The organism is Acinetobacter lactucae, assembly GCF_013344765.1.
Taxonomy (GTDB): domain Bacteria; phylum Pseudomonadota; class Gammaproteobacteria; order Pseudomonadales; family Moraxellaceae; genus Acinetobacter; species Acinetobacter lactucae_A.
Genome location: NZ_JABVBF010000033.1, coordinates 1 through 23,366, shown reverse-complemented (window position 1 = coordinate 23,366; position 23,366 = coordinate 1). Strand labels below are relative to the sequence as shown.

General features: G+C 41.5%; 21 protein-coding genes and 1 other RNA gene. 8 read left to right on the top strand and 14 right to left on the bottom strand.

Annotated elements, in window-relative coordinates:
* From HUN22_RS05620 to HUN22_RS05595, 6 genes are all read right to left on the bottom strand, one after another.
* The coding region (locus HUN22_RS05620) for a hypothetical protein (protein ID WP_254617527.1) at positions 1-378 on the bottom strand (378 nt) is incomplete at its 3' end.
* Positions 379-664: 286 nt separating this feature from the next.
* Positions 665-1,024: a transfer-messenger RNA gene (ssrA, locus tag HUN22_RS05615) on the bottom strand.
* A 161-nt stretch (positions 1,025-1,185) separates the two neighbouring features.
* The gene (gene ggt / locus HUN22_RS05610; RefSeq protein WP_368074574.1) at positions 1,186-3,168 is read right to left on the bottom strand and encodes a gamma-glutamyltransferase; all 1,983 of its coding nucleotides are present in this window, start codon (positions 3,166-3,168) and stop codon (positions 1,186-1,188) included.
* Between the two features lie 305 nt (positions 3,169-3,473).
* Positions 3,474-4,997 (bottom strand): DHA2 family efflux MFS transporter permease subunit, encoded by a 1,524-nt coding sequence (locus tag HUN22_RS05605; protein WP_174726834.1) that lies wholly within the window; start codon positions 4,995-4,997, stop codon positions 3,474-3,476.
* A 6-nt stretch (positions 4,998-5,003) separates the two neighbouring features.
* The gene (locus HUN22_RS05600) at positions 5,004-6,155 is read right to left on the bottom strand and encodes an EmrA/EmrK family multidrug efflux transporter periplasmic adaptor subunit (protein WP_174726833.1); all 1,152 of its coding nucleotides are present in this window, start codon (positions 6,153-6,155) and stop codon (positions 5,004-5,006) included.
* 268 nt (positions 6,156-6,423) lie between these two features.
* The gene (locus HUN22_RS05595) at positions 6,424-6,921 is read right to left on the bottom strand and encodes a thioesterase family protein (protein WP_016144547.1); all 498 of its coding nucleotides are present in this window, start codon (positions 6,919-6,921) and stop codon (positions 6,424-6,426) included.
* Positions 6,922-7,063: 142 nt separating this feature from the next.
* On the opposite strand from HUN22_RS05595, the gene hemB reads away from it, so the two are divergent.
* Together hemB and HUN22_RS05585 are read left to right on the top strand one after the other, a co-directional pair.
* On the top strand, positions 7,064-8,077 hold the full coding sequence (gene hemB / locus HUN22_RS05590) for a porphobilinogen synthase (RefSeq protein WP_174726838.1): 1,014 nt from the start codon (positions 7,064-7,066) through the stop codon (positions 8,075-8,077).
* Positions 8,078-8,102: 25 nt separating this feature from the next.
* Positions 8,103-9,218 carry an NAD(P)/FAD-dependent oxidoreductase gene (locus HUN22_RS05585; protein ID WP_174726832.1) on the top strand — a complete coding sequence of 372 codons (1,116 nt, stop codon included), beginning with the start codon at positions 8,103-8,105 and terminating at the stop codon, positions 9,216-9,218.
* Here the strand turns inward: HUN22_RS05585 and HUN22_RS05580 are convergent.
* Together HUN22_RS05580 and HUN22_RS05575 are read right to left on the bottom strand one after the other, a co-directional pair.
* Positions 9,210-10,115, bottom strand: coding sequence for a TIGR01777 family oxidoreductase (locus tag HUN22_RS05580; protein WP_174726831.1), 906 nt, complete (start codon positions 10,113-10,115; stop codon positions 9,210-9,212). The two genes, HUN22_RS05585 and HUN22_RS05580, sit on opposite strands and share 9 nt — an antisense overlap.
* Positions 10,116-10,198: 83 nt before the next feature.
* On the bottom strand, positions 10,199-10,651 hold the full coding sequence (locus tag HUN22_RS05575) for an ABZJ_00895 family protein (protein WP_125739743.1): 453 nt from the start codon (positions 10,649-10,651) through the stop codon (positions 10,199-10,201).
* A 380-nt stretch (positions 10,652-11,031) separates the two neighbouring features.
* Between HUN22_RS05575 and HUN22_RS05570 the strand changes: the two genes are divergently transcribed.
* A complete protein-coding gene (locus HUN22_RS05570; RefSeq protein WP_174726830.1) occupies positions 11,032-11,409 on the top strand; it encodes a VOC family protein in 378 nt (125 codons plus the stop codon).
* A 67-nt stretch (positions 11,410-11,476) separates the two neighbouring features.
* Here HUN22_RS05570 and HUN22_RS05565 read toward each other — a convergent pair whose 3' ends face one another.
* Complete coding sequence (locus tag HUN22_RS05565) at positions 11,477-11,950, bottom strand: OsmC family protein (RefSeq protein WP_217488091.1); 474 nt, start codon at positions 11,948-11,950, stop codon at positions 11,477-11,479.
* Positions 11,951-12,114: 164 nt separating this feature from the next.
* Here HUN22_RS05565 and HUN22_RS05560 point away from each other — a divergent pair, with 164 nt between their 5' ends.
* Both HUN22_RS05560 and HUN22_RS05555 read left to right on the top strand, forming a co-directional pair.
* A complete protein-coding gene (locus tag HUN22_RS05560) occupies positions 12,115-13,383 on the top strand; it encodes an exonuclease SbcCD subunit D (RefSeq protein WP_174726836.1) in 1,269 nt (422 codons plus the stop codon).
* Positions 13,384-13,392: 9 nt separating this feature from the next.
* On the top strand, positions 13,393-16,989 hold the full coding sequence (locus HUN22_RS05555; RefSeq protein WP_174726829.1) for an SbcC/MukB-like Walker B domain-containing protein: 3,597 nt from the start codon (positions 13,393-13,395) through the stop codon (positions 16,987-16,989).
* Between the two features lie 195 nt (positions 16,990-17,184).
* Here the strand turns inward: HUN22_RS05555 and HUN22_RS05550 are convergent, their stop codons facing one another.
* Complete coding sequence (locus HUN22_RS05550) at positions 17,185-17,883, bottom strand: YggS family pyridoxal phosphate-dependent enzyme (RefSeq protein WP_174726828.1); 699 nt, start codon at positions 17,881-17,883, stop codon at positions 17,185-17,187.
* A 126-nt stretch (positions 17,884-18,009) separates the two neighbouring features.
* On the opposite strand from HUN22_RS05550, the gene HUN22_RS05545 reads away from it, so the two are divergent.
* On the top strand, positions 18,010-19,047 hold the full coding sequence (locus HUN22_RS05545) for a type IV pilus twitching motility protein PilT (RefSeq protein ID WP_002121749.1): 1,038 nt from the start codon (positions 18,010-18,012) through the stop codon (positions 19,045-19,047).
* Between the two features lie 19 nt (positions 19,048-19,066).
* Positions 19,067-20,185, top strand: coding sequence for a PilT/PilU family type 4a pilus ATPase (locus HUN22_RS05540; protein WP_174726827.1), 1,119 nt, complete (start codon positions 19,067-19,069; stop codon positions 20,183-20,185).
* 69 nt (positions 20,186-20,254) lie between these two features.
* Here HUN22_RS05540 and fur read toward each other — a convergent pair whose 3' ends face one another.
* Complete coding sequence (gene fur, locus HUN22_RS05535) at positions 20,255-20,692, bottom strand: ferric iron uptake transcriptional regulator (protein ID WP_016141990.1); 438 nt, start codon at positions 20,690-20,692, stop codon at positions 20,255-20,257.
* Between the two features lie 111 nt (positions 20,693-20,803).
* On the opposite strand from fur, the gene HUN22_RS05530 reads away from it, so the two are divergent.
* On the top strand, positions 20,804-21,202 hold the full coding sequence (locus tag HUN22_RS05530) for an outer membrane protein assembly factor BamE (protein ID WP_002121740.1): 399 nt from the start codon (positions 20,804-20,806) through the stop codon (positions 21,200-21,202).
* Positions 21,203-21,266: 64 nt separating this feature from the next.
* Here HUN22_RS05530 and HUN22_RS05525 read toward each other — a convergent pair whose 3' ends face one another.
* From HUN22_RS05525 to HUN22_RS05515, 3 genes are all read right to left on the bottom strand, one after another.
* Positions 21,267-21,581: an RnfH family protein gene (locus HUN22_RS05525; RefSeq protein ID WP_174726826.1), complete on the bottom strand. Its 315-nt coding sequence runs from the start codon at positions 21,579-21,581 to the stop codon at positions 21,267-21,269.
* Entirely contained in the window at positions 21,581-22,648 is a 1,068-nt protein-coding gene (locus HUN22_RS05520) for a hypothetical protein (RefSeq protein ID WP_174726825.1), read from the bottom strand. Before HUN22_RS05520 ends, HUN22_RS05525 begins: the two co-directional genes overlap by 1 nt.
* 153 nt (positions 22,649-22,801) lie before the next feature.
* Positions 22,802-23,257: a bacteriohemerythrin gene (locus tag HUN22_RS05515; protein ID WP_174726824.1), complete on the bottom strand. Its 456-nt coding sequence runs from the start codon at positions 23,255-23,257 to the stop codon at positions 22,802-22,804.
* Between the last annotated feature and the right edge of the window lie 109 nt (positions 23,258-23,366).

The window sequence follows — 23,366 nt, the reverse complement described above, 5'->3', positions numbered from 1 at the left end:
AAATTTCAGCATTATCGTGTCACTAGCAGCTTCTTCTAAAACTAGTTGATTATCGGTGATACTTATAATTCTTAATGCTTGCTCGAACTCTCCCTGTTCATTATACAACTCAATTTGATTTTGCTTATTAACTTTAAAGTTCGATTTTTCAATGCTATCTACAGTATAAAGACCCATTTCAAAATCACATTGCACAGGATGTAAAGTAGCTGTATTTCCTGAAAACTCAACTAAGTTGGCAATTCCATTATTAAGCGGATGCATTGCCCATATACCTTGTAAATCTTTGGGAGTGTAGCCAAAGCTATTAGCACTAAACATTGACATGCTGACTAAAAGAATTGAAGTAAGGGATTTTTTTAATAAAGTTAATTTCATATTGATATGACCTGATTTAATCATTTTTGCCTAGGAATTTAAGATATTACAAGATGTTTATATAATCTTTATTTCGTTAGCTTTTTAAAGTACTGCACTATTCTAACTTCTATAGATCTGTTCTAAAAATAATAGTTTTTGATTTTGCTCTATTTTTTACATAAAACCTTTTCCTCGTTTTAAGAGAAGTTAAAAATTATCTTCTTATACTGTTTATAACTTGAATAATTTAAATCTTAAAAAGAAAAAACCCCAAAACTTACGTTTCAGGGTTTTTCACGAATCTTGGTGGAGATGGCGGGAGTTGAACCCGCGTCCGCCAGCACTACGCTCGAGAATACTACATGCTTAGATATCGTCTATTGTTTTAACACCAAGTGACCCGACGAACAGGGTACAAGGTGCGATCCTCTAAGTTTGGTATAAAGCCCCGAGGCTTGACTCTATACGGACTTGTGTGCGTGCGCTACGGTCGGGTTCCTAAACCACAAGTATTCTAGGAAGCGGACAAACTGCCCTTAGGCAGCTAGAGCGTAAGTTTCGTCGTTTGCGACTATTAAAATGCAAATTTTATTTACGAGAGAAAATGCGCTCTCGGCATGCATCTATGAGTTTCATCACCGGCGTCGAAGCCAATAACATCCCCATGAATGTCTGAACATCATAGCATAACTAAAATAAAATGCTGTGCAATTTATCAACAGTCTGCTACTGATGAACATATTTACATAATGGAGAGCCTTTTGTTTTTTTCAAGGCCCCTCATAAAAAAGCTGCCAAAAATGACAGTTTTTTTTAAAGTGTGGTCTATAAGGCTCCATTACCTAACACAATACCTTCACGGCGTGGGTCTACCCCACCTGCGTATTTACTTTGATTATTTATATTTACTTTCATAATCGTTGAAATACCACTGGTTTGCGCAGTGTTCGATATGCCATGCCCTTTTGCTTTTAAGCCTTCAATCAGGTCAACTAAAGAAAGCTGTACATTCGAGCTATCCACATTGGTGTTTTTGCTATTGGTTGCGCCAAAGTTTACAAGCGAAGTGGCCTGCTGTGCATTTAAGTTCCAGTCCAATGCACCCACCAAAGTTTTAACTACATATTGAATGATCGTGCCGCCACCTGGTGAACCTGTTGCCATATAAAACTCATCTGGCGTGGTGCCTTTAAACACTAAGGTTGGCGCCATGGTACTACGTGGGCGTTTGCCCCCTTCTACACGGTTGGCAACTGGTGCCCCAGTGCTGTCATAAGGGTTCGCGCTAAAGTCAGTTAACTGGTTCGACAGCAAGAAACCATCCACCATGTGGAATGAACCCATGCTCGATTCAACAGTCGATGTCATTGAAACCACATTGCCATAGGCGTCTACAATCGTGAACTGGGTTGTACCGTGTTCAACAGTGGTATCTACACCTGCCGCTGTATTGAAATTACCTGCTGGTGCTACGCCCATACTTTGGTTCGGGTTAATCAGTGCAGCACGTTGTTTTAAGTAGTTTTTATCAATAAAGCTTGGAATACCCTGTGCCGGCAAACGAACAAAGTCGGTATCTGCCACATATTTGTCGCGGTCGGCGTAGGCCAAACGCTCTGCTTCAGACACTAAATGCACGCCCATGACATCGGGCACACCACCCTCATTTTCAGGGTTTTTAGGTGGATAAAGCGACATATCAAAGTTTTCTAAAATACCCAACGTCTGTGCAACCGCAATCCCTCCCGAAGATGGAGGTGGCATGGTACATACATAGAAAGTATCACGGTAGGTGGTGCAAATTGGAGTACGCTTTTTCACTTCATAGTTTGATAAATCCTGTAAGGTCATCAAACTTGGCGTAATTGGAGTTCTTGCTGGGTCATCCCCGACTGTTTGCCCTGCTTTTGCCACAATCGCTTGGGCAATTGGCCCAGTGTGCAATGCATTTGCCCCTTGTACAGCAAGTGCTTCTAGTGTTTTTGCATATTCTTTATTGGTCATGATTTCACCGACTTTACGTGGTGAACCATCTGGGTAGAAATAGGTTTTCATTGCATTTGCATCAAGCGCCAAGCTATTTGCATTACTTGCAATGGCATCTGCCAAACGCCCCGGTATGCGGAAACCATTGTCAGCCAAACCAATGGCTTCACCAAAAAGTTGGTTCCACTTGAGTTTGCCATGTTCTTTTTGCGCTTGTTCAAGTAAACGCATCACACCCGGCACACCAATCGAGCGACCACTACGGCGCGCACTTGGTACAGGTGCTGGTGAATTGGGGTCATCCATATTTTGGCGAATTAAATAATATTCGTTAGCTGCGGTTGGTGCGGTTTCACGACCATCATAAGCAGTGACTTGTTTAGTTTTGGCGTCGTAATACATCATAAAACCACTACCAGCAATCGTACTCGACTGTGGCTCGACCAAACCCAGCACCGCTTGTACTGCAACGGCTGCATCGACTGCACTACCGCCTGCTTTTAAAACATCACAGCCCGCTTTTACCGCAAGTGGCGTGTTTGCCACCACCATATATTTATCTGCGTATTTAACCGTGTTACCGAGTCTATAACCCGATGCACCTTCAGGCGCTGCGGGGTCACCATTTTGGTTTGAACCGACCACCACGCTTGAACCGTCTTGGGCCAGTTTGCTACAACTGATGGGGTCATTATCAACTATTAAATTGGGTGGGGTTGTATTTGAGTCATCCTTGGGTTGATCTGAAGAATCATCTCCACATCCTTGTAATAAACCGACTGCTAATAAACTACTAAACAAAAATGAATATTTTATATTCACGTGATAACTCCAATATATACGCTTGCCTATCCATGCAATTGCCATGCAAGCTTCTTTGTTTTCAGGTATTAAGTTTTTTTAATCTTTGATAAAAATAAGGTTTTATAATATTGAATGTTTAAGGGCGATTTTTCCTGTGCCCTGTCTGATGCCTCCTTGCTTGATATCACACTCTTTTATATCTGATCTGCCCGATTCTGGCATGCTTTATTTCTTTAAATACAGGCAAAATCTACCATTTATAGACGCGCTCTATTTTTTAGTGGGCCTAAAAAAAGCACCTCCGAAGAGATGCTTTTTGATGTTTAGTGAGAAGGCATACCGCTGACCTGTTTGGGTTTTGGACAGAGCCAAATGACCAGTCCTGCAAAGACAAACACAATCGCAAATAGCAAAAACACATGGTTTGCCGACATGGTAATTGCTTCTTTATCGACGAGGTTGGAAATGATTCCTAAGGTCGAGTCAGCCGTAAAACCATTTTGCAAAAGTGTGTTTTGTACTTCGGTGGTATGAAGGTTTGACACCATTTCACTACGGGCAACTTTGGCGTGGTCGTCCCACACGGTCACCGCAATTGAAGCGCCAATCGCCCCTGCCATGGTTCTTAAGAAGTTCATGAGGCCCGCAGCAGATGCAATTTCTTGCTGGAGTACCGAACCAAGTGCAATGTTAGACAGTGGAATAAAGAAGAACGGTACTGCAAAACCTTGCAGGATTTGTGGCCAAGCCAGTGCCATAAAGTCGGCATCTGTGGTCCAGAATGCCCGCATTAAAGTCACAATACCCAGCAAAATTAGACCAAAGCTCGCCAGTGCACGCGGGTCATGTTTGGTCGAGAGCTTTGCCACAATCGGTGACATGGTCAAACTACCAAAGCCCATGGTTGCAGTTAAATATCCGGCCCATGTCGCAGTGTAGGAAAGGTTCATTTGCAGCCACTGTGGAATCAATACAATACTGCCAAAGAACGCGCCAAAGCCAAGCGATAAGGCCAGTACCGATATAGCAAAGCCCCTATGCCTAAAGACTTTGACATCCACGACGGGGTGTTTGTCGGTCAGCTCCCATATGAGGAACACCACAAAGCCAATGGCGGCGGTTAAAGCGAGTACCACAATGCTCGTACTATTAAACCAGTCGCGTTCATGCCCTAAGTCGAGCATGAGCTGTAGCGCACCAATCCAGAGAATTAACAGACCTAAACCGACGGTATCGATTCTTAAAGAAATGGTTTCTGTTTCGGCTGGTTTAAGCAAACGGATTGCCGCTAAAACACAAATAATCCCAACAGGTAAGTTAATAAAGAAAATCCAGTGCCAAGACAGGTTGTCACTAATCAGACCACCCAAAATTGGTCCTAAAATTGGTCCAACGACGGTAGTCATGGCCCATAGGCCCATGGCCTGTGCATGCTTTTCTTTAGGGAAAATACGCATCAGCAAGGTTTGACTGAGCGGCATGAGTGGACCACCGCATAGACCTTGTCCAATACGGAAAAACACCAGCATGCCTAAGGAGTTTGCTAGACCGCATAAAAAAGAAAAAATGGTAAAACCAATCAGGCCAAAAATAAAAACCCGAACGGTTCCAAAGCGACCTGCCAGCCAACCCGTTAAAGGGACACAAATCGCTTCTGCAACAGCATAGGACGTAACAACCCATGTTCCTTGTGTACTTGAAACAGCAAGGTTACCGGTAATATGCGGTACAGATACGTTGGCAATGGTCGTATCGAGCACAACCATAAAGTTCGACAAGGCAATAACAAACGCTGCCAGTATTAAACGGCCACCGCTTAGTTCGGCAAAAGGTGTTTGCGTTTTCATAAGCGTTTACTTCGCAGATAAGTCAACTTTTGCTTCCATCGACAAGCCAACACGCAGTGGGTGCTCAGCAAGTTCTTTCGGGTCAAGTGCAATACGAACTGGTAAGCGTTGAACCACTTTAATCCAGTTACCTGTTGCGTTTTGAGCCGGAATTAAGGCAAAGGCAGAGCCTGTACCACCAGAGAAGCCCATCACTTTGCCGTGATATTCAACGTCGTCGCCATATAAATCTGAAGTCAGTGTGACAGCCTGACCCGGACGGACTTTTTTCAACTGACTTTCTTTAAAGTTCGCATCTACATATAAATCATTCAGCGGCACAATCATCATCATGCTCGTACCCGGTGCAACACGTTGACCGACTTGAATATTACGACGCGTAACCACACCATCGACTGGCGCACGAATCACGGTACGCTCCAAATCAAGCTGAGCTTGTTCTACATGGGCTTGTGCAACTTGTACATCCGGAGTTGAAGTTTCGCTTACACCCTGAATTAACGCTTCGTTTGCAGCTAACGTACTTTCAGCAGCTTTACGGCTCGAAGACGCTTGCGCTAAACCAGCTTTGGCAAGCTCTAGCCCTGCTTTGGCTGTTTCGACTGCACTTTGTGCTTTAGTGAGTTCTTCTTTAGACACTGCACCAGACGCGGCAAGCTGCGCACGGCGGTTGAGTTCTAAAGCAGCTTTGTCGTAGTCGGCTTGTGCTTGAGCGACTTGTGCTTTGGCACTGTTAATTTCATCGGCACGAACCACAACTTGAGAGTTTAAAGAGCTACTGTTTGCCGCAGTTTGTTTGTATTGACGTTTTGCTTTGGCGAGCTCTGCCTCAGCTTGAGCCAATGCAATTTTGGCATCACGATCATCAATACGAACCAGCACGTCACCACGATGTACCGTTTGGGTATCTTTTACGATAACCTGAGCGACCTGTCCGCTCACCATTGAAGTAATTTGCGCGGTTTCTGCACCGACATAAGCATTATCCGTACTCACTGAGTGATTTAAAAATAATGCCCAGATTGCATACAAAATAGCGGCGATCAATAAAATCAGCGCAAAAAAACCAAGAAATTTTTTGCGCTTGTTTTGATTGTTTTCATCCGAGGCAGATGTTGTTGGCACTGTTTCTTGTACATTGCTTTGTGCATCAGTCATGGTATGTTCCTAAAGATGAGTTGGCTTTGCCATCAATCTCGCACTACACCTTGTTATAGAGTTTTTATTTTTCTATAAACAAGACATACCGCATTGTCAAAGGAGCCAATTTTAACGCTAAAACCTCATAATATGAGAATAAAAAATTATAACTAATGCGTTCGTTCTAATTAAATTAATGTTTATCTCAAAGTTTTTATGAAAATTTCTGCTTTTTAAACACTAAAAAAAAGCGCACTTGGCGCTTTTAAACAGTTCAATTCATTACTTAATAGGCATATGAGGCAATGCCCGCAGCAATCGGTTTATCTTCATCATTGACCATGGTCATGCGCATGGTGCAACCTTTACGGCCTAAACGGAGTACTTCAGCACGAGCAATAAAATATTTACCACGCCCCGGTGCTAAATAATCTACCCGCATGTCGACTGTTGCCAAACGCGACACTTGCTTAATGGTTTCAGTTAAAGTTTCGGGAGTTGAACGGCGATATAGGTGTTCCATTGCCACAATTCCGCCAATACTATCGAGCAAGGTAGCAGCAACGCCACCATGCAGAATCTGAAATGCCAGATTGCCAATCAGGTTGGGTTGCATCTCGATATAGCCTTCAATGTGCCCGTCCACCACACGCATAATCATTCCACTATGCTTAAAAAAAGGAGAGCTATTAAACGCCTTACATAATTGGTTGAGCACCACAGTCAGGTCAGTTTTTGCACCTAAATGGATGTTCCCAGTCCAATTTTTCTTTTCATCACTCATACGTTGCCTAAATTTAAAAGCATGATAAACACCCATAATTTTGTACAAATCCAGCATTATGGGGCTACAATACAGCAGTCGGTTGACAGTAATGGAATATCCGCCAACCTATCCTAGTGTAATACCGAACATCGAGATTGTTATGACTTATACGTTCAATCGTCCTGCATTTCCAGCCACTCGCATGCGCCGTATCCGTAAAAATGAACAGTTGCGTGCGATGGTCAGCGAAACACAGCTCACTACCAATCACTTGATTTATCCAGTATTTGTATTACCGGGACAGAATCAGACCCAAGATATTCCAAGTATGCCAAACATTCAGCGTTTGTCGGCAGATTTATTACTGAAAAAAGCTGAAAGACTTCTGGAATTGGGCGTATCAAAACTGGCTCTTTTTCCAGTTACCCCGCAAGAAGATAAAAGCCTCACCGCAGAAGCTGCATGGCGTGAAGATGGTTTAGTACAAACCACCTGCCGTTTGCTTAAAAAAGAATTACCAGAAATGGTGTTAATCACTGATGGTGCGCTCGACCCATACACGACTCATGGTCAAGACGGCATTATTGATGAAACAGGCTATGTGCTCAATGACGAGACTGTTGAATGCTTGATTAAACAAGCCTTAAGTCACGCAGAAGCTGGTGCCGAAGTGATTGCACCAAGTGACATGATGGATGGCCGTATTGGCGCAATTCGTCAGGCTTTAGAAGCCAATGGTCACATCTACACCAACATCATGGCCTACTCTGCAAAATATGCATCTAGCTTCTATGGCCCATTCCGTGATGCTGTTGGCTCTGCATCCAACCTAAAAGGTGGTAATAAATATAACTACCAGATGGACTTTGCCAACCGTGCAGAAGCGTTACATGAAATCGCGCTTGATATTCAAGAAGGCGCCGACATGGTGATTGTAAAACCGGGCATGCCATATTTAGATGTGGTACGTGAAGTGAAAGATACCTTTGGTGTTCCGACATTCATCTACCAAGTAAGTGGCGAATATGCAATGTTAGCTGGCGCAATTCAAAATGGCTGGTTATCAGACTCAGTCATTTTAGAATCACTCATGTGCTGCCGCCGTGCTGGTGCAGACGGGATCTGGACTTACTTTGCAGAAACCGCAGCCGAAAAACTCAAGGAAATGAACTAAGTTCGCAGAGAAAGGATAACACTGCATGCATATTGCAATTATTGGCGCGGGCATAAGTGGATTAATGTCTGCGCTGGAGTTGGTTGAACAAGGCTGTAAAGTCAGCATTTTTGATCAACAACAAGCGGGACAAGCAGCCTCTTGGGCTGGCGGAGGAATTCTCTCTCCGATGTATCCGTGGCGCTATGTGCATGCAGTGAACCAACTCGCTCAATTTGGCAAGGCCTCTTATCAAGCATGGAACCAAAAGCTCTACCCTGTTACAGGGATTGATTTTGAAATTCATGACACAGGCATGCTGATTTTTGATGAAGAAGATTTTGACGTTGGGCTTTCCTACGCCGAACAACATCAAGAACCCATGCAGCGCTGCGAATATTTACAGCGAGATGCGCTAGAACAAGTTAATCCACATATTTCCGATCAGTTCCAAGAAGCCATTTATTTCCCCGAACTGTCTAATATTCGCAATCCACGCGTTTTACAGTCCCTGATTAGCTATTTAAAACAACATCCAAACGTTAAGTTTTTTGAACACACTCCTGTTAAAAAATTGATTCAACAGGGTGATGTGATACAAGCCCTACAAACCGAAGATGGACGCAAACATACAGCAGATCATTTTGTAATAACTTCGGGTGCTTGGAGCCATTACTGGAACTCACAATTACAACTCGAAATTCCAGTCGAACCTGTTCAAGGTCAAATGCTATTATTTAAAACCCCTGCTCACTGGCTACCGACCATGTGCATGAATCGAGTCATGTATTTGATTCCACGGATGGACGGTCATATTGTGTGTGGGTCTAGCATGGCGCATCGTGGTTTTGACATTTCGACCGATGAAACCACCCAGCACAATATTCTAGAAGCGTGTTTAGAAATGGTGCCTGAACTAGCCGATTTCCCGATCGTACAGCGCTGGGCAGGACTCAGACCAAGTTCACCAAATGGCGTTCCCTACATTGGTAAAATGCCTGAAATGGATAACCTCTGGGCAAACTTTGGTCATTTTAGAAATGGTTTGTGTATGGGCGCAGGCTCTGCGCAATTGCTCCGTCAGCTTATGCTAGATCAACCAACATTAGTTGATGCCAAAGCATATTCCCCAGAACGTTTGCAAAATAAAATCTTAGCCTGACGCGAGTATATTCTCTAAAGCCATTTTTAATTGAGGATAAGCAAACTCAAATCCTTCAGCTTGTAAGGCAGCAGGTTTAACAAATTGACCATTTAAGATCAATTGCGATTGTTCGCCCAACAAACAGCGGAAAACCGTGCTTGGCGCTGACAACAGTGGTTTCTTATTCAAAACCTCAGCAGCTTGTTCAACAAAGGCCTTTTGAGTCACATTTTCTGGTGCTACAACATTGTGAATTTGAGCAGATTGAGGATGCTGAAATATAAACTCGATGGCGCTTAATACATCTTCAATATGCACCCAAACCACAGGCTGACGTCCGTGACCAATTTGACCGACCAAATTGAGTCGAATCGGAAGCAACATTTTAGGCAAAATACCACCGCCCTGCCCAAACACCACACCTAAGCGAATAATTTTAGTATTTTGCTGAGCGTCTGCTAAAGCTGCGTGTTCCCACTCTTGGCAAAGCTGAGACATAAAAATAGGTTGTGGCGAGCTTTGTTCAGTGCACACTTCTGTCCACTTTTCTTGGTCATCTATACCGTAATAACCAATCGCAGAACCAGAAACAATTACTTCAGGAAAAATTTCAGACTGCTTGAGCCACGCATATAGCTTTCGTGTCGTATTCACACGGCTTTCAATGAGTTGTTTTTTACGTGACTCGGTCCAGCGTTTTTCGCCAATATTTGCACCTGCCAAATTCACCACATAGTCAATTTGACGTGTCGTAATATCTTCGAATTTTTGCACCCACTGTAAGGCAGGATGGTCAGATTTCTTGCCAGCCTGCCGTGTCACAGCAATCACGTTATAATTTTTTTGCAGCAGGAACTTAATTAAATGCGTTCCGATAAAACCACTAGCACCCGTGATTAATACATTCTTATTCATATTTCCTCCAAAGCCGAGGACACAAGTTTTATTTCATTATATAAGACTCATTTATATTTAATCGTAGCTGTTTTTGTAGTGATCTATTGCACATTAAACATTTTGTCTGCCATTCGCTGTGCCTGTTTGCCATAAAACCAGTAGGTAATTAAATAAAGCGGAATAGCTAACATTAAAAGCATAATCACCATAATGCTCAAGAACTGAGGCTGTTTGAGGTAAAGCATAAAGTTTTGCAAAATCTCAGGGTCTTTTCTGGCAAATAAAAATAGGCCAAATAAAACACCACACAAGTTATAGCCCCAAAAAATTAGGGTAAAACCTAAAGTAAATTTCTTTTTTTCTTGTACAGTCGGTGCACGGCGTTCTTTCTTTAAAAATTTAAATAAGACAAAAATCATTGCGCCTAAATATGGAACGGCTGTTAAAATACCGCCTACACTCGCTGGTAATAGTGCTGCAACCACACCTACAATTAAGGTAAGTACGATGCATAAAGCAAAAAACCAGAGAAAGTAAGAACGTAATTTGGTCATATTTTTGCCTAATTTATGGGTTCAAAAAATAATTATAAATTTTTTTCATTTTTTTTTCATTTTTCTGTCAACCAATTCGAATCTCTTGACGTTATATAGGGTAATAAGGTCGCAGCAACCGAATACTTCCTTTGCACGGCATCCGCAAAATTGTTTCGGTGACCTTTCATTACGACTCTTTCCTTCCTTCGGATTAGGTTTTGTTAGCAGCCGAAACCCTTGATGAAGTTTTTGACCGACGATTCTCTCATCACTCGAATCGTCGGTTTTTATTTTCTGGTACTTTCATTTATTTTACGCTCAGCATACACAATAGTCCTTTCGTGGCTATAAAGGCTATGCGTATACTTTTTGCACCATAAAAATATGTTTTAAATAAGATGAACAATATTGCCTATTTTGAAATCCAGTCTTCAAACCCTGCCCGCGATGCGCAGTTTTATCAAGCTGTGTTCGGCTGGCAATTTAAACTCGATGAAAACTTACCGATTGAATATTACCGCATAGAGACACCTTCAATGATGGGTGGGCTATTAAAACGCCCTGCACAAACGCCGCCAATGGAATATGGCACCAATGCATTTACCTGCTCGGTTCAGGTCGAAAACTTCGATGAAGTGGCTGCAAAAATTTTAGCGCAAGGTGGTATTGTGGCGATGGATAAATTTGCTATCCCGGGTCGCGCTTGGCATGGCTACTTTGTCGATTTAGACCACAACGTTTTTGGCATTTTTCAAGTCGATGAAAATGCAGCTTAAATAGCTTATTTAACAATTTTATTAATTTATAGCCACCTTCTTTTAAATGGTGGCTATTTCATATTTATTATTCGGCAAAACTAAAGCTGGCTTCACATGTAATTGGGAAATTCACCGAATTGGCAATCATGCATTCATGATGTGCTTCTTCATGCAATTTTGCAGCAAGTTCTTGATCGGCACCTTTTTCTAAAACAACCTCAGGCTTTAAAATAATTTGAGTAAAGTGACCACGTTTGACTGGATCTGTATCTTCCATAAATCCAAGTGCGTGATCGATATAACTCACAACGTGAATATGATTGACTGCACATAGGTGTAAATACCAAAGCTTATGACAAGCTGAAGCTGATGCAACCAATAAATCTTCTGGGTTCCATCTGGTCACATCGCCTAAATAGGCTGGGTCTGATGAACCTTGAATAGTGGCCTTTTGAGGATGCTGAATACTAAAGTCTCGTTTATATGAACGATAAGATGAAGTGCCTGTGCCTGTATTGCCTTCCCACTGTATTTTTACTTGGTATTTATGAATGGTCATTTTGTTCTCAGAGTTTATGATTTGACCTGATAGTAACAAAGCAGAGTTTAAAGTAAAAAATTTAATTCAAGTTTTACTGTGGGCTTAAATAAAGAGCACTTTAAAATGTCTTGATAAAATCTCCTGCCAATTTATGCTAACGTATCTGTGTTTATTTTGGCTTGATGTCTGTTTCTATGTCCGTACATTTTTTACATACTTCTGACTGGCATTTGGGGCAGTTTTTTTATAATCATTCACGCCACTACGAACACCAACAATTTTTAAGCTGGTTGCTCACTCAAATTCAAGAAAAACAACCGCATGCCTTGCTTATTGCTGGCGATATTTTTGATGTCATTAACCCGGGCTCTCAAGCACAAAAACAACTTTACCAATTTTTAGCAGATGCCCATCGTATTGCGCCGCACATGCAAACACTCATGATTGCAGGTAATCACGACTCAGGCTACCGTATTGAACAGGTCGAGCCACTATTAGAAAAATATAATGCAAAAACCGTGGGCGTGGTTCGCTGGAATGAGGATAAAACCCTAGATCTCGATCGACTACTTTTACCTATCTATAATCAAAATCAAGATATTGTGGCGTGGTGTCTTGCCCTGCCTTTTTTACGTTCAGCCGAAATTACGGGCTTTAATGAACATACCACCAACAGCAAAAATGCGATTGCCTATTTGCATCAGCAACTCATTGCAGAAGCAAAACGTCGTAAAACACCAGACCAAGCGCTGATTTTGATGTCGCATGCCCACATGCAAGGTGGAGAAACATCTGACTCTGAACGCCCAATTATTATTGGTAATGAAGAGGCACTTTCGACGACTTTATTTGAAGATGCTGTCGACTATGTCGCTTTAGGGCACTTACATAAACCACAAAAAGTGGGTCAGCCGCACATTCGTTATAGTGGCTCACCCATTCCGCTTTCTTTCAGCGAAATTAACTATAAGCACCAAGTGGTTGAGGTCAAAATTGACCCAGCTCAAGAGGCAGACAGCCGTTTGCAATTTGAAGCTGTAGAAATTCCGCGTTGCATACAATTGCACCGCATTCGTGGTGAGTTAAATGAAGTGCTACAACAACTTAAAACTTTGCCAAACGGCGTGATTGAAAATATTGACCACCGTGAATATGTCGATATTGAATATTATAGTTTAACGCCGCCGCAGCCCAATTTACGACAGCAGTTTGAAGCAGCCCTACCACCTGACCGCTATCGTTTAGTGCGTATTTCTCGTCAATATGTGAATAAAGACTCAACCGATTCAAATACCACTCAGCAAATCGCACTTGAACCACCAACACCAGAAAAACTCTTTCAAAATATCTGGGAAAAACAAGGTTACAGCGCCGATGATGCGGTCTTAAAAGATTTTCTAAGCCTAGTACAAGAAGCACAAAAACATCTTGAAAATGATGCAACACCTTAAGGATATGTCATGAAAATTTTATCCATTCGAATAAAAAATCTGGCATCTCTTTCTGATGAACACTTTATTGATTTTGAAAGCGCACCTCTCGCCCATGCAGGCTTAATTGCAATTGTAGGAAAAACAGGCGCTGGTAAGTCGACCATTTTAGATGCCATGTGTCTGGCTTTGTTTAATCGGGTTCCTCGCCTTAAAGACAGCGATGGTAAGTTAAAAGATGTCGATGGTTCCGAGTTACTGACCAATTCACCTTTAACTGTCTTACGCCGTGGTACAGGACATGGTTTTGCTGAGCTTTGCTTTATCGCACAAGATCAAAAACGTTATTTGGCACGCTGGGAAATTAAACGGGCACGCGAAAACCCAAATGGTAAATTACAAAGCGTACAACGCCACTTAAAATGCCTGACCGATGGTGTCGTGCTTGCCGACAAAGCCAAAGCGGTTGATGAAAAAGTTAAACAAATTACCCAACTTTCTTTTGAACAGTTTACTCGTGCGGTATTACTTGCCCAATCCGAAGTGACCGCATTTTTAAAAGCACGAGATAGCGAACGCGGTGAGTTACTCGAGTACCTGACCAACTCCAGCATTTTCGCCAAAATCGGTGAACTGGCTTTTCGTAAAACAGCAGATATTGCAAAACAGCGTAAACAGCTTGAAGAGTTCTTAGGCCACATTGAAATTTTGTCTGATGAAGAGATTACGGCTTTTACCGAACAATATCAGCAAGCTGAACAAAACCATCACCAGTTAGAACAACAAAAAAATATCTTAGACAAACAGCAACAATGGTTTGAGCGTAAAGCAAAACTTGAGCAAGAAGTTCAAGCTAAACAACAACAGTTTCAAACCCAGCAAAATCATCATCAACAATTGGCTGGTGAGCGTGAGCAATTAAAACGATTTGAAGTTTTCTCTGAAATACGCCCACAAGCTTTTCATCAAGCTCAAAATTTACAAACGCTACAACAGCTTGAACCGCAAATTCAGCAAGCTCAAAGCAAGTTTAATGAGTTGGTGCAAATTTTTGAAACGGGACAAAAACAATATCAACTTGCAGAACAAGAACTCAAACAAACGCTCGATTTTGAGCAACAGCATCAACAAGCTTTAAATCAAGTTCGGCAGTCCATTCAAGAACGTGCTTTTATTGCTGATGAATATAAAAAGTGCAAAGAAAAGAAAAATGTACTTGAGCAGAAACTCAGTCCAGTGCAACAACAGCAAAACACGGTTCAACAGCAGATTGTACAGCTTGAGCAGAACAAAATTCACCTACAACAGCAGCTTACTCAGACTGGGCAATATGCTGTATTAGATAAAGGCCTTTCAGCGCATTTACATCAACTCGGACAATTTATTCAAAACTACGAAGCGATTGAACAACAGCTTGGAAACCCTACTCTAGCTCGTCAAAAACTATCGGAAGCTAAAAGTGAACTTGAACAACTGACGGCTTCGGTGGGGACAGTTGAACAGATTGAGGTAAAACTTGAACAGCAACGTAAAGACAATTATCAAAAGCTCGCTCAAATCACGCAGTTAGATCTGATTCAGCAAAAAATAAAAATTTATCATGAGCTATATGCTGAGCTTCAGCAATTCTCTGAAAAACAAACTCAAGTCTCAGCCCAAGAACAGCAGCTTAAAACCGTTTGCCAGTTAGCTGAACAAGAATACCAAACAGTAAAAACTGAACGTGAAAAGTTACAGCACATCCTGCAACAGCAGCGCCTACTACACACCGAAAATATTGAGCAGTTACGTGCCAATCTTAAAGAAGGTGAAGCGTGTTTAGTGTGTGGAAGTACACATCACCCCTATCGTGTTGATGACAGTGCAGTCTCTAAAGCTTTATTCGATTTGCAGCAACAACAAGAGCAGCAAGCTGTTGCACTCGAGCAAACTAAATTTAATGTGTGGCAAACCCAGCAACATTCGCTCACCCAGTGTAGCGCCGAGCTTGAACAAGTTCAGAAGTACTTAACTCAACTTAAGACCAAACAATCAAGCTTGCAGCAAGAGCTTGAGCAGCAATTTAGCCTCAATCAGTTACAGATTGAGCTTAATCAAACTCCTGAGCAGATTTTGCAAACGCTGAACGAACTCAGACAAACCGCACAAACTGCCGTAAGTTCATTTGACTCAGAAAACTTACGTTTAACCAAAGCCATTAAACAACACAATCAGCTTGTTCAAGCTATTCAGCGTAATGAAAGCTTGCTTAATACAGCCCAGCAATGGCAACAACAAGTTCAACATATTGTCGAGTGTTTATCGGAAACCGAACAGCATGCATGGCAGCAGTCGAGTAGCCAAACGGCTAAGCAGACTTGGACTATTCTTGATGCACGCGCTAAACAGCTTGAGCAACAAGAACAGCTTGCACAGCGCTTTGAACAGCAGCAACAAGACCTTAAAATGTTGACTGCTAACCTTGAGCAAATGGCCAAGCAAATTGATGAGATCGACCAAAATCTCAAAGAAATTGCGCTTAAAGGCCAACAAAATAATGAAAAAGCGGTGTCGCTCATTCAGCAAATGACGGGCCGCTCGGATATTAAACCGCACGAATGGCTAATTGAGCATGACGTTAAACGTCAGCAACAACAAACGGCGTATCACGAGGCTAAACAACGTTTTGAACAAACCAGACAGCACTTTGAGCAGCAAAAACAAGCACTCGATCAGCTTAAGCATCAACATCAACACACTGCACAACATCAGCAGCAAATTGATGGGCAAATTCAAAACTGGTTAAAGGCCCATACTGATTTTGAGCCACATGATCTTACGGCGCTCATGCAGATCAATTCAGCCCAAGAGCAAGACATCCGTAATCGTCTTAATCAGGCCGAGCGTTTATTAAGTGAAGCTTCTTCAGCCCTTAAAACCATGCAAGAGCAATTGAGTGAGCATTTACAAACGCAGCCAGATATTGAACATGAAAAGCTTGTTAGCCTCATTCAAGACAATATTGCAGAGCTTAAAGCACAACTTGAAGTTCGTGATCGACTGAAGCTTAAGCTTGAAGTACACCAGCAAAATCTGGCTAAACAACAGCAATACGCCGAGCAAATTCAAAACATTCAGCAAGAAGAACATCGCTGGAGCAAAATTTCAGGTCTGATTGGCGATGCCAAAGGCAAAGAGTTCCGTGACTATGCCCAGCAATATCATCTGGATATTTTAGTAGAACATGCCAATCAGCAACTGGCGATGCTTTCTCAACGTTATACGCTAAAACGTCTAGAGCAATCGTTAAGTCTTGCAATTATTGACCACGACATGGATGGAGAAACTCGCTCCGTTGCATCTTTGTCTGGCGGTGAGTCATTCTTAACTGCCCTTGCTTTGTCTTTAGCCATTGCGAATATGGCCTCAGGCTCAATGAAAATTGAATCGCTATTTATTGATGAAGGTTTTGGTACTTTGGATGCCTCTTCTTTGCACATGGTGATGAATGCTTTAGACCAATTGCAAAATCAGGGACGTCAAGTCATTCTCATTTCACACATTCAAGAAATGCATGAGCGTATTCCTGTACAAATTCAGGTAAAACCACTCGGCGCGGGTGCAAGTACCATTGAAGTGGTAGGTTAAAACTAAAAAGCCCCGACATCCTGTCGGGGCTTTTTTAGATTCTGCGTTGGTATAACTCCTGTCGTACCTGTATGCATCCATTCATCACTGTTTATTGTTATTCTTAGAAACATCCTGTTTCCTGATGAGTTCATAGTACGAAAAAAGTATTGTCTGCCATAGCCGCAAAAGGCCGCAATTTCTGTAAGAAATCGCTTACATCAGCCTTTTTTGCGAATAGTCTCTAGCACCAAATAAGGCTGTTCCTACACGAACCATGGTTGAACCAGCAGCAATTGCAGCTTCTAAATCACTCGACATTCCCATACTTAAAGTATCCCAGTCCTCAGGGTGGGCATGCTTTTCTTTCACCGCATCAAACAAGGCTTTAGCATCTGCAAATGCAGCAGTATTGTCAGGTGCTGGAATGACCATTAAACCGCGTAACTTGATTTTTGGTAATTGACTGATTTGAGCAACCAGCTCGGCAACTTCATCTGGTGCACAACCATCTTTACTGTCTTGCCCATCAATATTCACTTGCAAACAAATATTTAAGTCAGATTGATCTTGAAGCCTTTGATTAGATAATCGCTCGGCAATAATTAAACGATCTATACCATGTACCCAATCAAATTTCTCGGCCAAATGCTTCGTCTTGTTGCGTTGAACATGACCAATAAAATGCCATTCAATGTCTAAGTCGTATAAAGCTTCGATTTTTTCCAAAGCTTCTTGCAAATAGTTTTCGCCAAATGCTCTTTGCCCTGCTGCATACATTTCACGCAAACTTTCACTTGGATGTGTTTTCGATACGGCTAAAAGTTGCACAGTTTCAGGCGCACGCTGAGCATGTTCACAAGCACGCTGGATTTGCTGTAATACGTGCTGCCGCGCATCTTGCAGGTAATTCATTGACAAGGTTCTCATTTTCAAAAAACTTTTTTGCTTTTCACCTAAAGCGAGGTGTTGGTAAGCCTCGGTGAAAGCCGTATATTATTCTACAAAATAATGACATATTTTGATTTACTTGGGGAAATTATGGATATTACAGAGCTACTCGCCTTCTCTGTGAAAAATGGCGCGTCCGATTTACACCTATCTGCTGGCATGCCACCAATGATTCGCGTTGATGGTGAAGTCCGTCGCATTAACTTACCTGCTCTAGATCATAAAGATGTTCATCGTTTGGTCTACGACATCATGAATGATAAACAGCGTCGTGACTACGAAGAAAAACTCGAAACCGACTTTTCTTTTGAAGTGCCGAATGTTGCGCGCTTTCGTGTTAACGCATTTAATCAAAACCGTGGTGCTGGTGCAGTGTTTCGTACCATTCCGTCCAAAGTACTCACTATGGAAGATTTAGGCTTAGGTCAAATCTTTAAAGATATTTGTGACTATCCACGCGGCATTGTACTGGTCACAGGGCCAACAGGTTCGGGGAAATCCACCACACTTGCAGCGATGATGGACTACATTAATGAAAACCGTTATGACCACATTTTAACGGTTGAAGACCCTATCGAATTTGTACACCAGTCTAAGAAATGTCTCATTAACCAACGTGAAGTACATCGTGATACACACGGTTTTAATGAGGCACTACGTTCAGCACTGCGTGAAGACCCTGATATTATTTTGGTCGGCGAGATGCGTGACCTTGAAACCATTCGTTTAGCACTTACTGCTGCGGAAACTGGTCATTTGGTATTTGGTACGCTCCATACCACTTCTGCTGCGAAAACCATTGACCGTGTGATTGACGTATTCCCAGCCGAAGAAAAAGATATGGTTCGTGCCATGCTCTCTGAATCATTACAAGCTGTTATTTCACAAACCCTGCTTAAAAAGAACGGCGGTGGGCGTGTGGCAGCCCATGAAATCATGATTGGTATTCCTGCCATTCGTAACTTAATTCGTGAAAACAAAGTCGCGCAAATGTACTCAGCTATTCAGACTGGCGCAAATCATGGCATGACCACCCTCGACCAAAGCTTAAAAAATTTGGTGTCTCGCGGTGTTATCAGCCCTCAAACAGCTCGTACTGCTGCCAAACAGCCTGAATCATTCCTATAAAAATAACTAGAGAATAAATATGGATTTTAATGACCTACTCAACCTCATGGTTGAAAAAAAATCATCCGACCTCTTTATTACAGATGGCGTTGCCCCATCGATGAAGATTAACGGGCAAATTGTTCCCATTTCAAAAAATAGTCTTTCAGGCGAAATTATTGGACAACTATTACATTCCATCATGAGTGAAAAACAACGCAAAGAATTTGCTGAGACTCGTGAATGTAACTTTGCCATTATGAACCGTGATAAAAGTGCGCGCTTTCGTGTGAGTGCTTTTCAGCAACGCGATATGCCAGGCATGGTACTACGTCGCATTGAAACTAAAATTCCTTCAATTGATGACTTGCAACTACCGCCTGTACTTAAAGATTTATCGATGACCAAACGCGGTATCATTATTTTTGTAGGTGCAACAGGCACAGGTAAATCGACATCATTGGCTTCAATGATTAGCTATCGTAACCATAACTCTAAAGGTCATATCATTACCATTGAAGATCCTATCGAGTTTATTCATGAACATGCTGGTTGTATCATTACCCAACGTGAAGTCGGGATCGATACTGACTCGTTCGAAATTGCCTTAAAGAATACTTTGCGTCAAGCACCCGATGTAATCTTGATTGGTGAGATTCGTACGCGTGAAGTGATGGACTATGCAATTGGCTTCGCCGAAACGGGTCACTTGGTCTTAGCCACAATGCACGCCAACAACGCCAACCAAGCCCTCGACCGTATTATTCATTTCTTCGAAAGTGACCGCCACAGCCAGCTCTACATGGACTTATCGCTTAATTTAAAGGCCATGATTGCACAGCAACTTATTCCAACGCCCGATGGTAATTCGCGCCGTGCCGCAATTGAGATTCTAATTAACTCACCATTAATTTCAGACTATATCCGTAAAGGTGAAATTCATGAAATTAAAGATTTAATGAAACGCTCACGTGAACTGGGTATGCAAACTTTTGACCAAGCATTATTTGATCTTTATAAATCAGGTCAAATTACCTACAAAGATGCATTAAAACATGCTGATTCACCGAACGATTTACGTTTGACGATTAAGCTTGCAGAAGAAGGTCCTGATCAAATTGCAGGCACAAATCAGCATTTAACCTTCGATCGACAGTAATTTCTTCATAAAAAAAGGAAGGTTAAACGTAACCTTCCTTTTTTATTTGTTTTCTTTGTGTGAAAACGATTATTTCTTGCGCAACACTTCCTGACATTCAGGTTCGTTACAGTAACCATAGAGGTTTAATGAATGACCCGTTAAGGTAAACCCATGTTGCTCTGCTACAGCATGCTGTTCTTTCTCGATAATATCATTAGTAAATTCAATAACTTTGTTGCAATTATGGCAAACCAAATGATCATGGTGATCTTCTTGCATAATTTCGAAAACAGAATGATTATTTTCGAAATGATGACGTTGAATGATACCCGCAGCTTCAAATTGTGTTAACACACGGTAAACTGTCGCAAGACCGACATCTTCCCCTTGCTCTAACAAAGTCTTGTAAATATCTTCAGCGCTAAGATGATGTTGTTTTGAATTTTCTAATAATTCCAAAATCTTAATTCGTGGAAGGGTAACTTTAAGTCCAGCTTTGCGCAAATCTTGATTGGAAATAGGCATGAAAAAAGGTCTCTCAACAAATCTCAAGTTGGAATAGGCAATAGAATTTAGATGAAGTATGATCTATCCTTTGATCAAATGCATCATAATTTATTGGGATAGTGTAGCAAAATGCAAAAACTCGTGCTGACGTTATTAGTCACTTCACTCCTTGCTGGTTGTTCAATCTTTGGTGTATATAAGGTTGATATTCCTCAAGGGACTCCATTGACCAAAGCTCAAGCCTCTCAAGTACAGGTCGGCATGAATTTCCAGCAAGTGCGCTTTTTGCTTGGTAGTCCAACTGTGACTGATCCTCTAAATCCTCTACGTTGGGACTACATTTACAACTATATCCCGGGAACTTATGCTAAAAAAGCTAAAATCCCCGCAGCACATGGTCAGCATTTAAAAATTTACTTTGATGGAACTGGTACTGTAACTAAAATTGAAGGTTTAGAAACTATTCCAGAATCGCAACCAGGTTTACCTGCTTCTAAAGAAGCGATTTTAACTGCACCACCACTATAATCGTTTTTTCTAATAAAAATAAACCCCTCAAGTGAAATACTTTGAGGGGTTTTGTTTATGGGGCTTATTGCTTAAAGCGATTACTTTTAATATATCGCCCCACAGGGTTTTTCTCGGCGCGTTTACGGCGTATATCTTTAGGATTAATGGTTAAAGGTCGATAAACCTCAACTCGATCACCCGCTTGCAAAATCGCATGTGCCTCAACTTTTGCACCAAAGATGCCAAGTTGTAGTGGCTCAGACAAACTTACTTGCGTTTGCAACCCACTCGCCTCAACTGCTTGTAATGCAGTCATACCAGCCTCAAATGGAATAGCAACTAAAAACTGTTGCTCTGGGGCTGCAAAAGCAACCCACACTTGCTGAGCTTTTTCCATCAGATCATTTGTCCAATTAGCGCAACCATGGCAATGATAATTGAAAGCGGTAATACAATACGTACCGCAATACGCCATAAGTTATAAAACAACTCATTGCTAAAATTCATCGATTTACGCAAATGGCTAATTTTCATAATCCAGCCAGCAAAAATGGCATAGATCAGGCAAATGAGTAATCCCCAAAGCATCAAAATCAGTGTAAAGATACTATGAAGCTCAGGTACAGCCCAAACCGCAATCGCTACAACAATCATCACCCACTGTAAAATAGGCATAAGCTGACGCTGAGCAAGCTGTTCTCTAGCCAATTGTACAAATAACGCTGTGGTCATGACTGCGGTAAAGATCCAAGTAAAAACAGGGAGCTGCGCTTGTAAAGAAAAGAAACCAAAGGCAATCACAGCAATGAGCTGAGCTAACCAGATTGGAAGAACAGTTTTGGTTGCGCCTTCTTGCGTCTGCACAGCACCTACACTATTTTGCCAGTAAAGCCCTAAACCTAGCCCACTCGCAACAAGCGCAAGAACAGTCGCATTACCCCACTCTTTAAACTCAACATTTGTCCAGTGCCAAGGCTGTAAAGTCGTTCCCATTGTGTTAGCTAAAACAAGAGAAGCAATTACACCAACCGTCATCAATAAAACTAAAATCTGACGTGGAATAAAAGATAAAATTAAGCCCACAACAGCAATACCTGCGAAAACAAGCTGCCCAGAAACGCTATTATTAAGTTGTGTAGCTAGTAAATTGCCAGCGGTACTTAATACATTACCTGCTAAAAATGGAATAAAAATAACTGCAAGCCAGCCAACCAAACGCCATTTTGGAGAACTATCTGCTTCACGAGTTAAACTTGATAAAGCATTCAAGGCTGTAGTCTTCGACCGTTTTGCTAAAGCAATTTCCAAATAACAAACTGGTAGTGCCAATAGCAACATTGTGCCTAACCACAATAACCAGAAATCGAGTTGACGATCAATCTGGATTCCCATCGTGGGTGCCAATGTCGCCATAATGATGAAAGATAAGCAAAACGCCATCAGGGGCGATAACCATCGTGACATAGGTATGTCCTGCATTATGCATTCCTTGAAAAAGACTAGAGATATTTTGCCCGTGTCATGCTTGAAAATCAAAGTTTGCTCAATAAAAAAAGCAAACTACCGAATCGATAGTTTGCCGCGCTAACTGAAATTATGAGTTATTTTTATTTCAGGTTATGAGAAAAACCGAGCAAACCAGTTTTTCCCTTTCTTTTTTTCTTTTTCTCTAATAATTCCCATCATATTTTCTTTTACTGCCCCCACATAATCGGCATCATCATGTTGAATATGGTTAATTAACCATTTAGCCAAAATTTCTTGTAATTCTGCTTCAATCGTGTGGCCCATTTCAAAACGTTCTCGATATAACTCTATTTTTTTAATAAATAAGTCATGTACTCGTTTATGCGGCACACGATATTTATAATCAGCTTCCTCTTGCAAACTTTCTTCAAAGGTAAAATGTGACTGCGTATAATCAATAATATTATCTAAAACATCTTTAATACGACTCCTATCCTCTTCATCTTTAACATTATCAATTTCATTAATATAATCAAGTATTCGTTTATGTTGCTCATCAATAACATCAATACCCGTATTATATTCAGAAGCCCATTTCATTTTCATACATCTCCCCAATGATGCTTAATGACTGTTGCATAAACTGCATGATATATTTAAAGAATATAAATAAAAACAAACCTATTTTGTCGGCTTTAGTATATAAAAATAACAT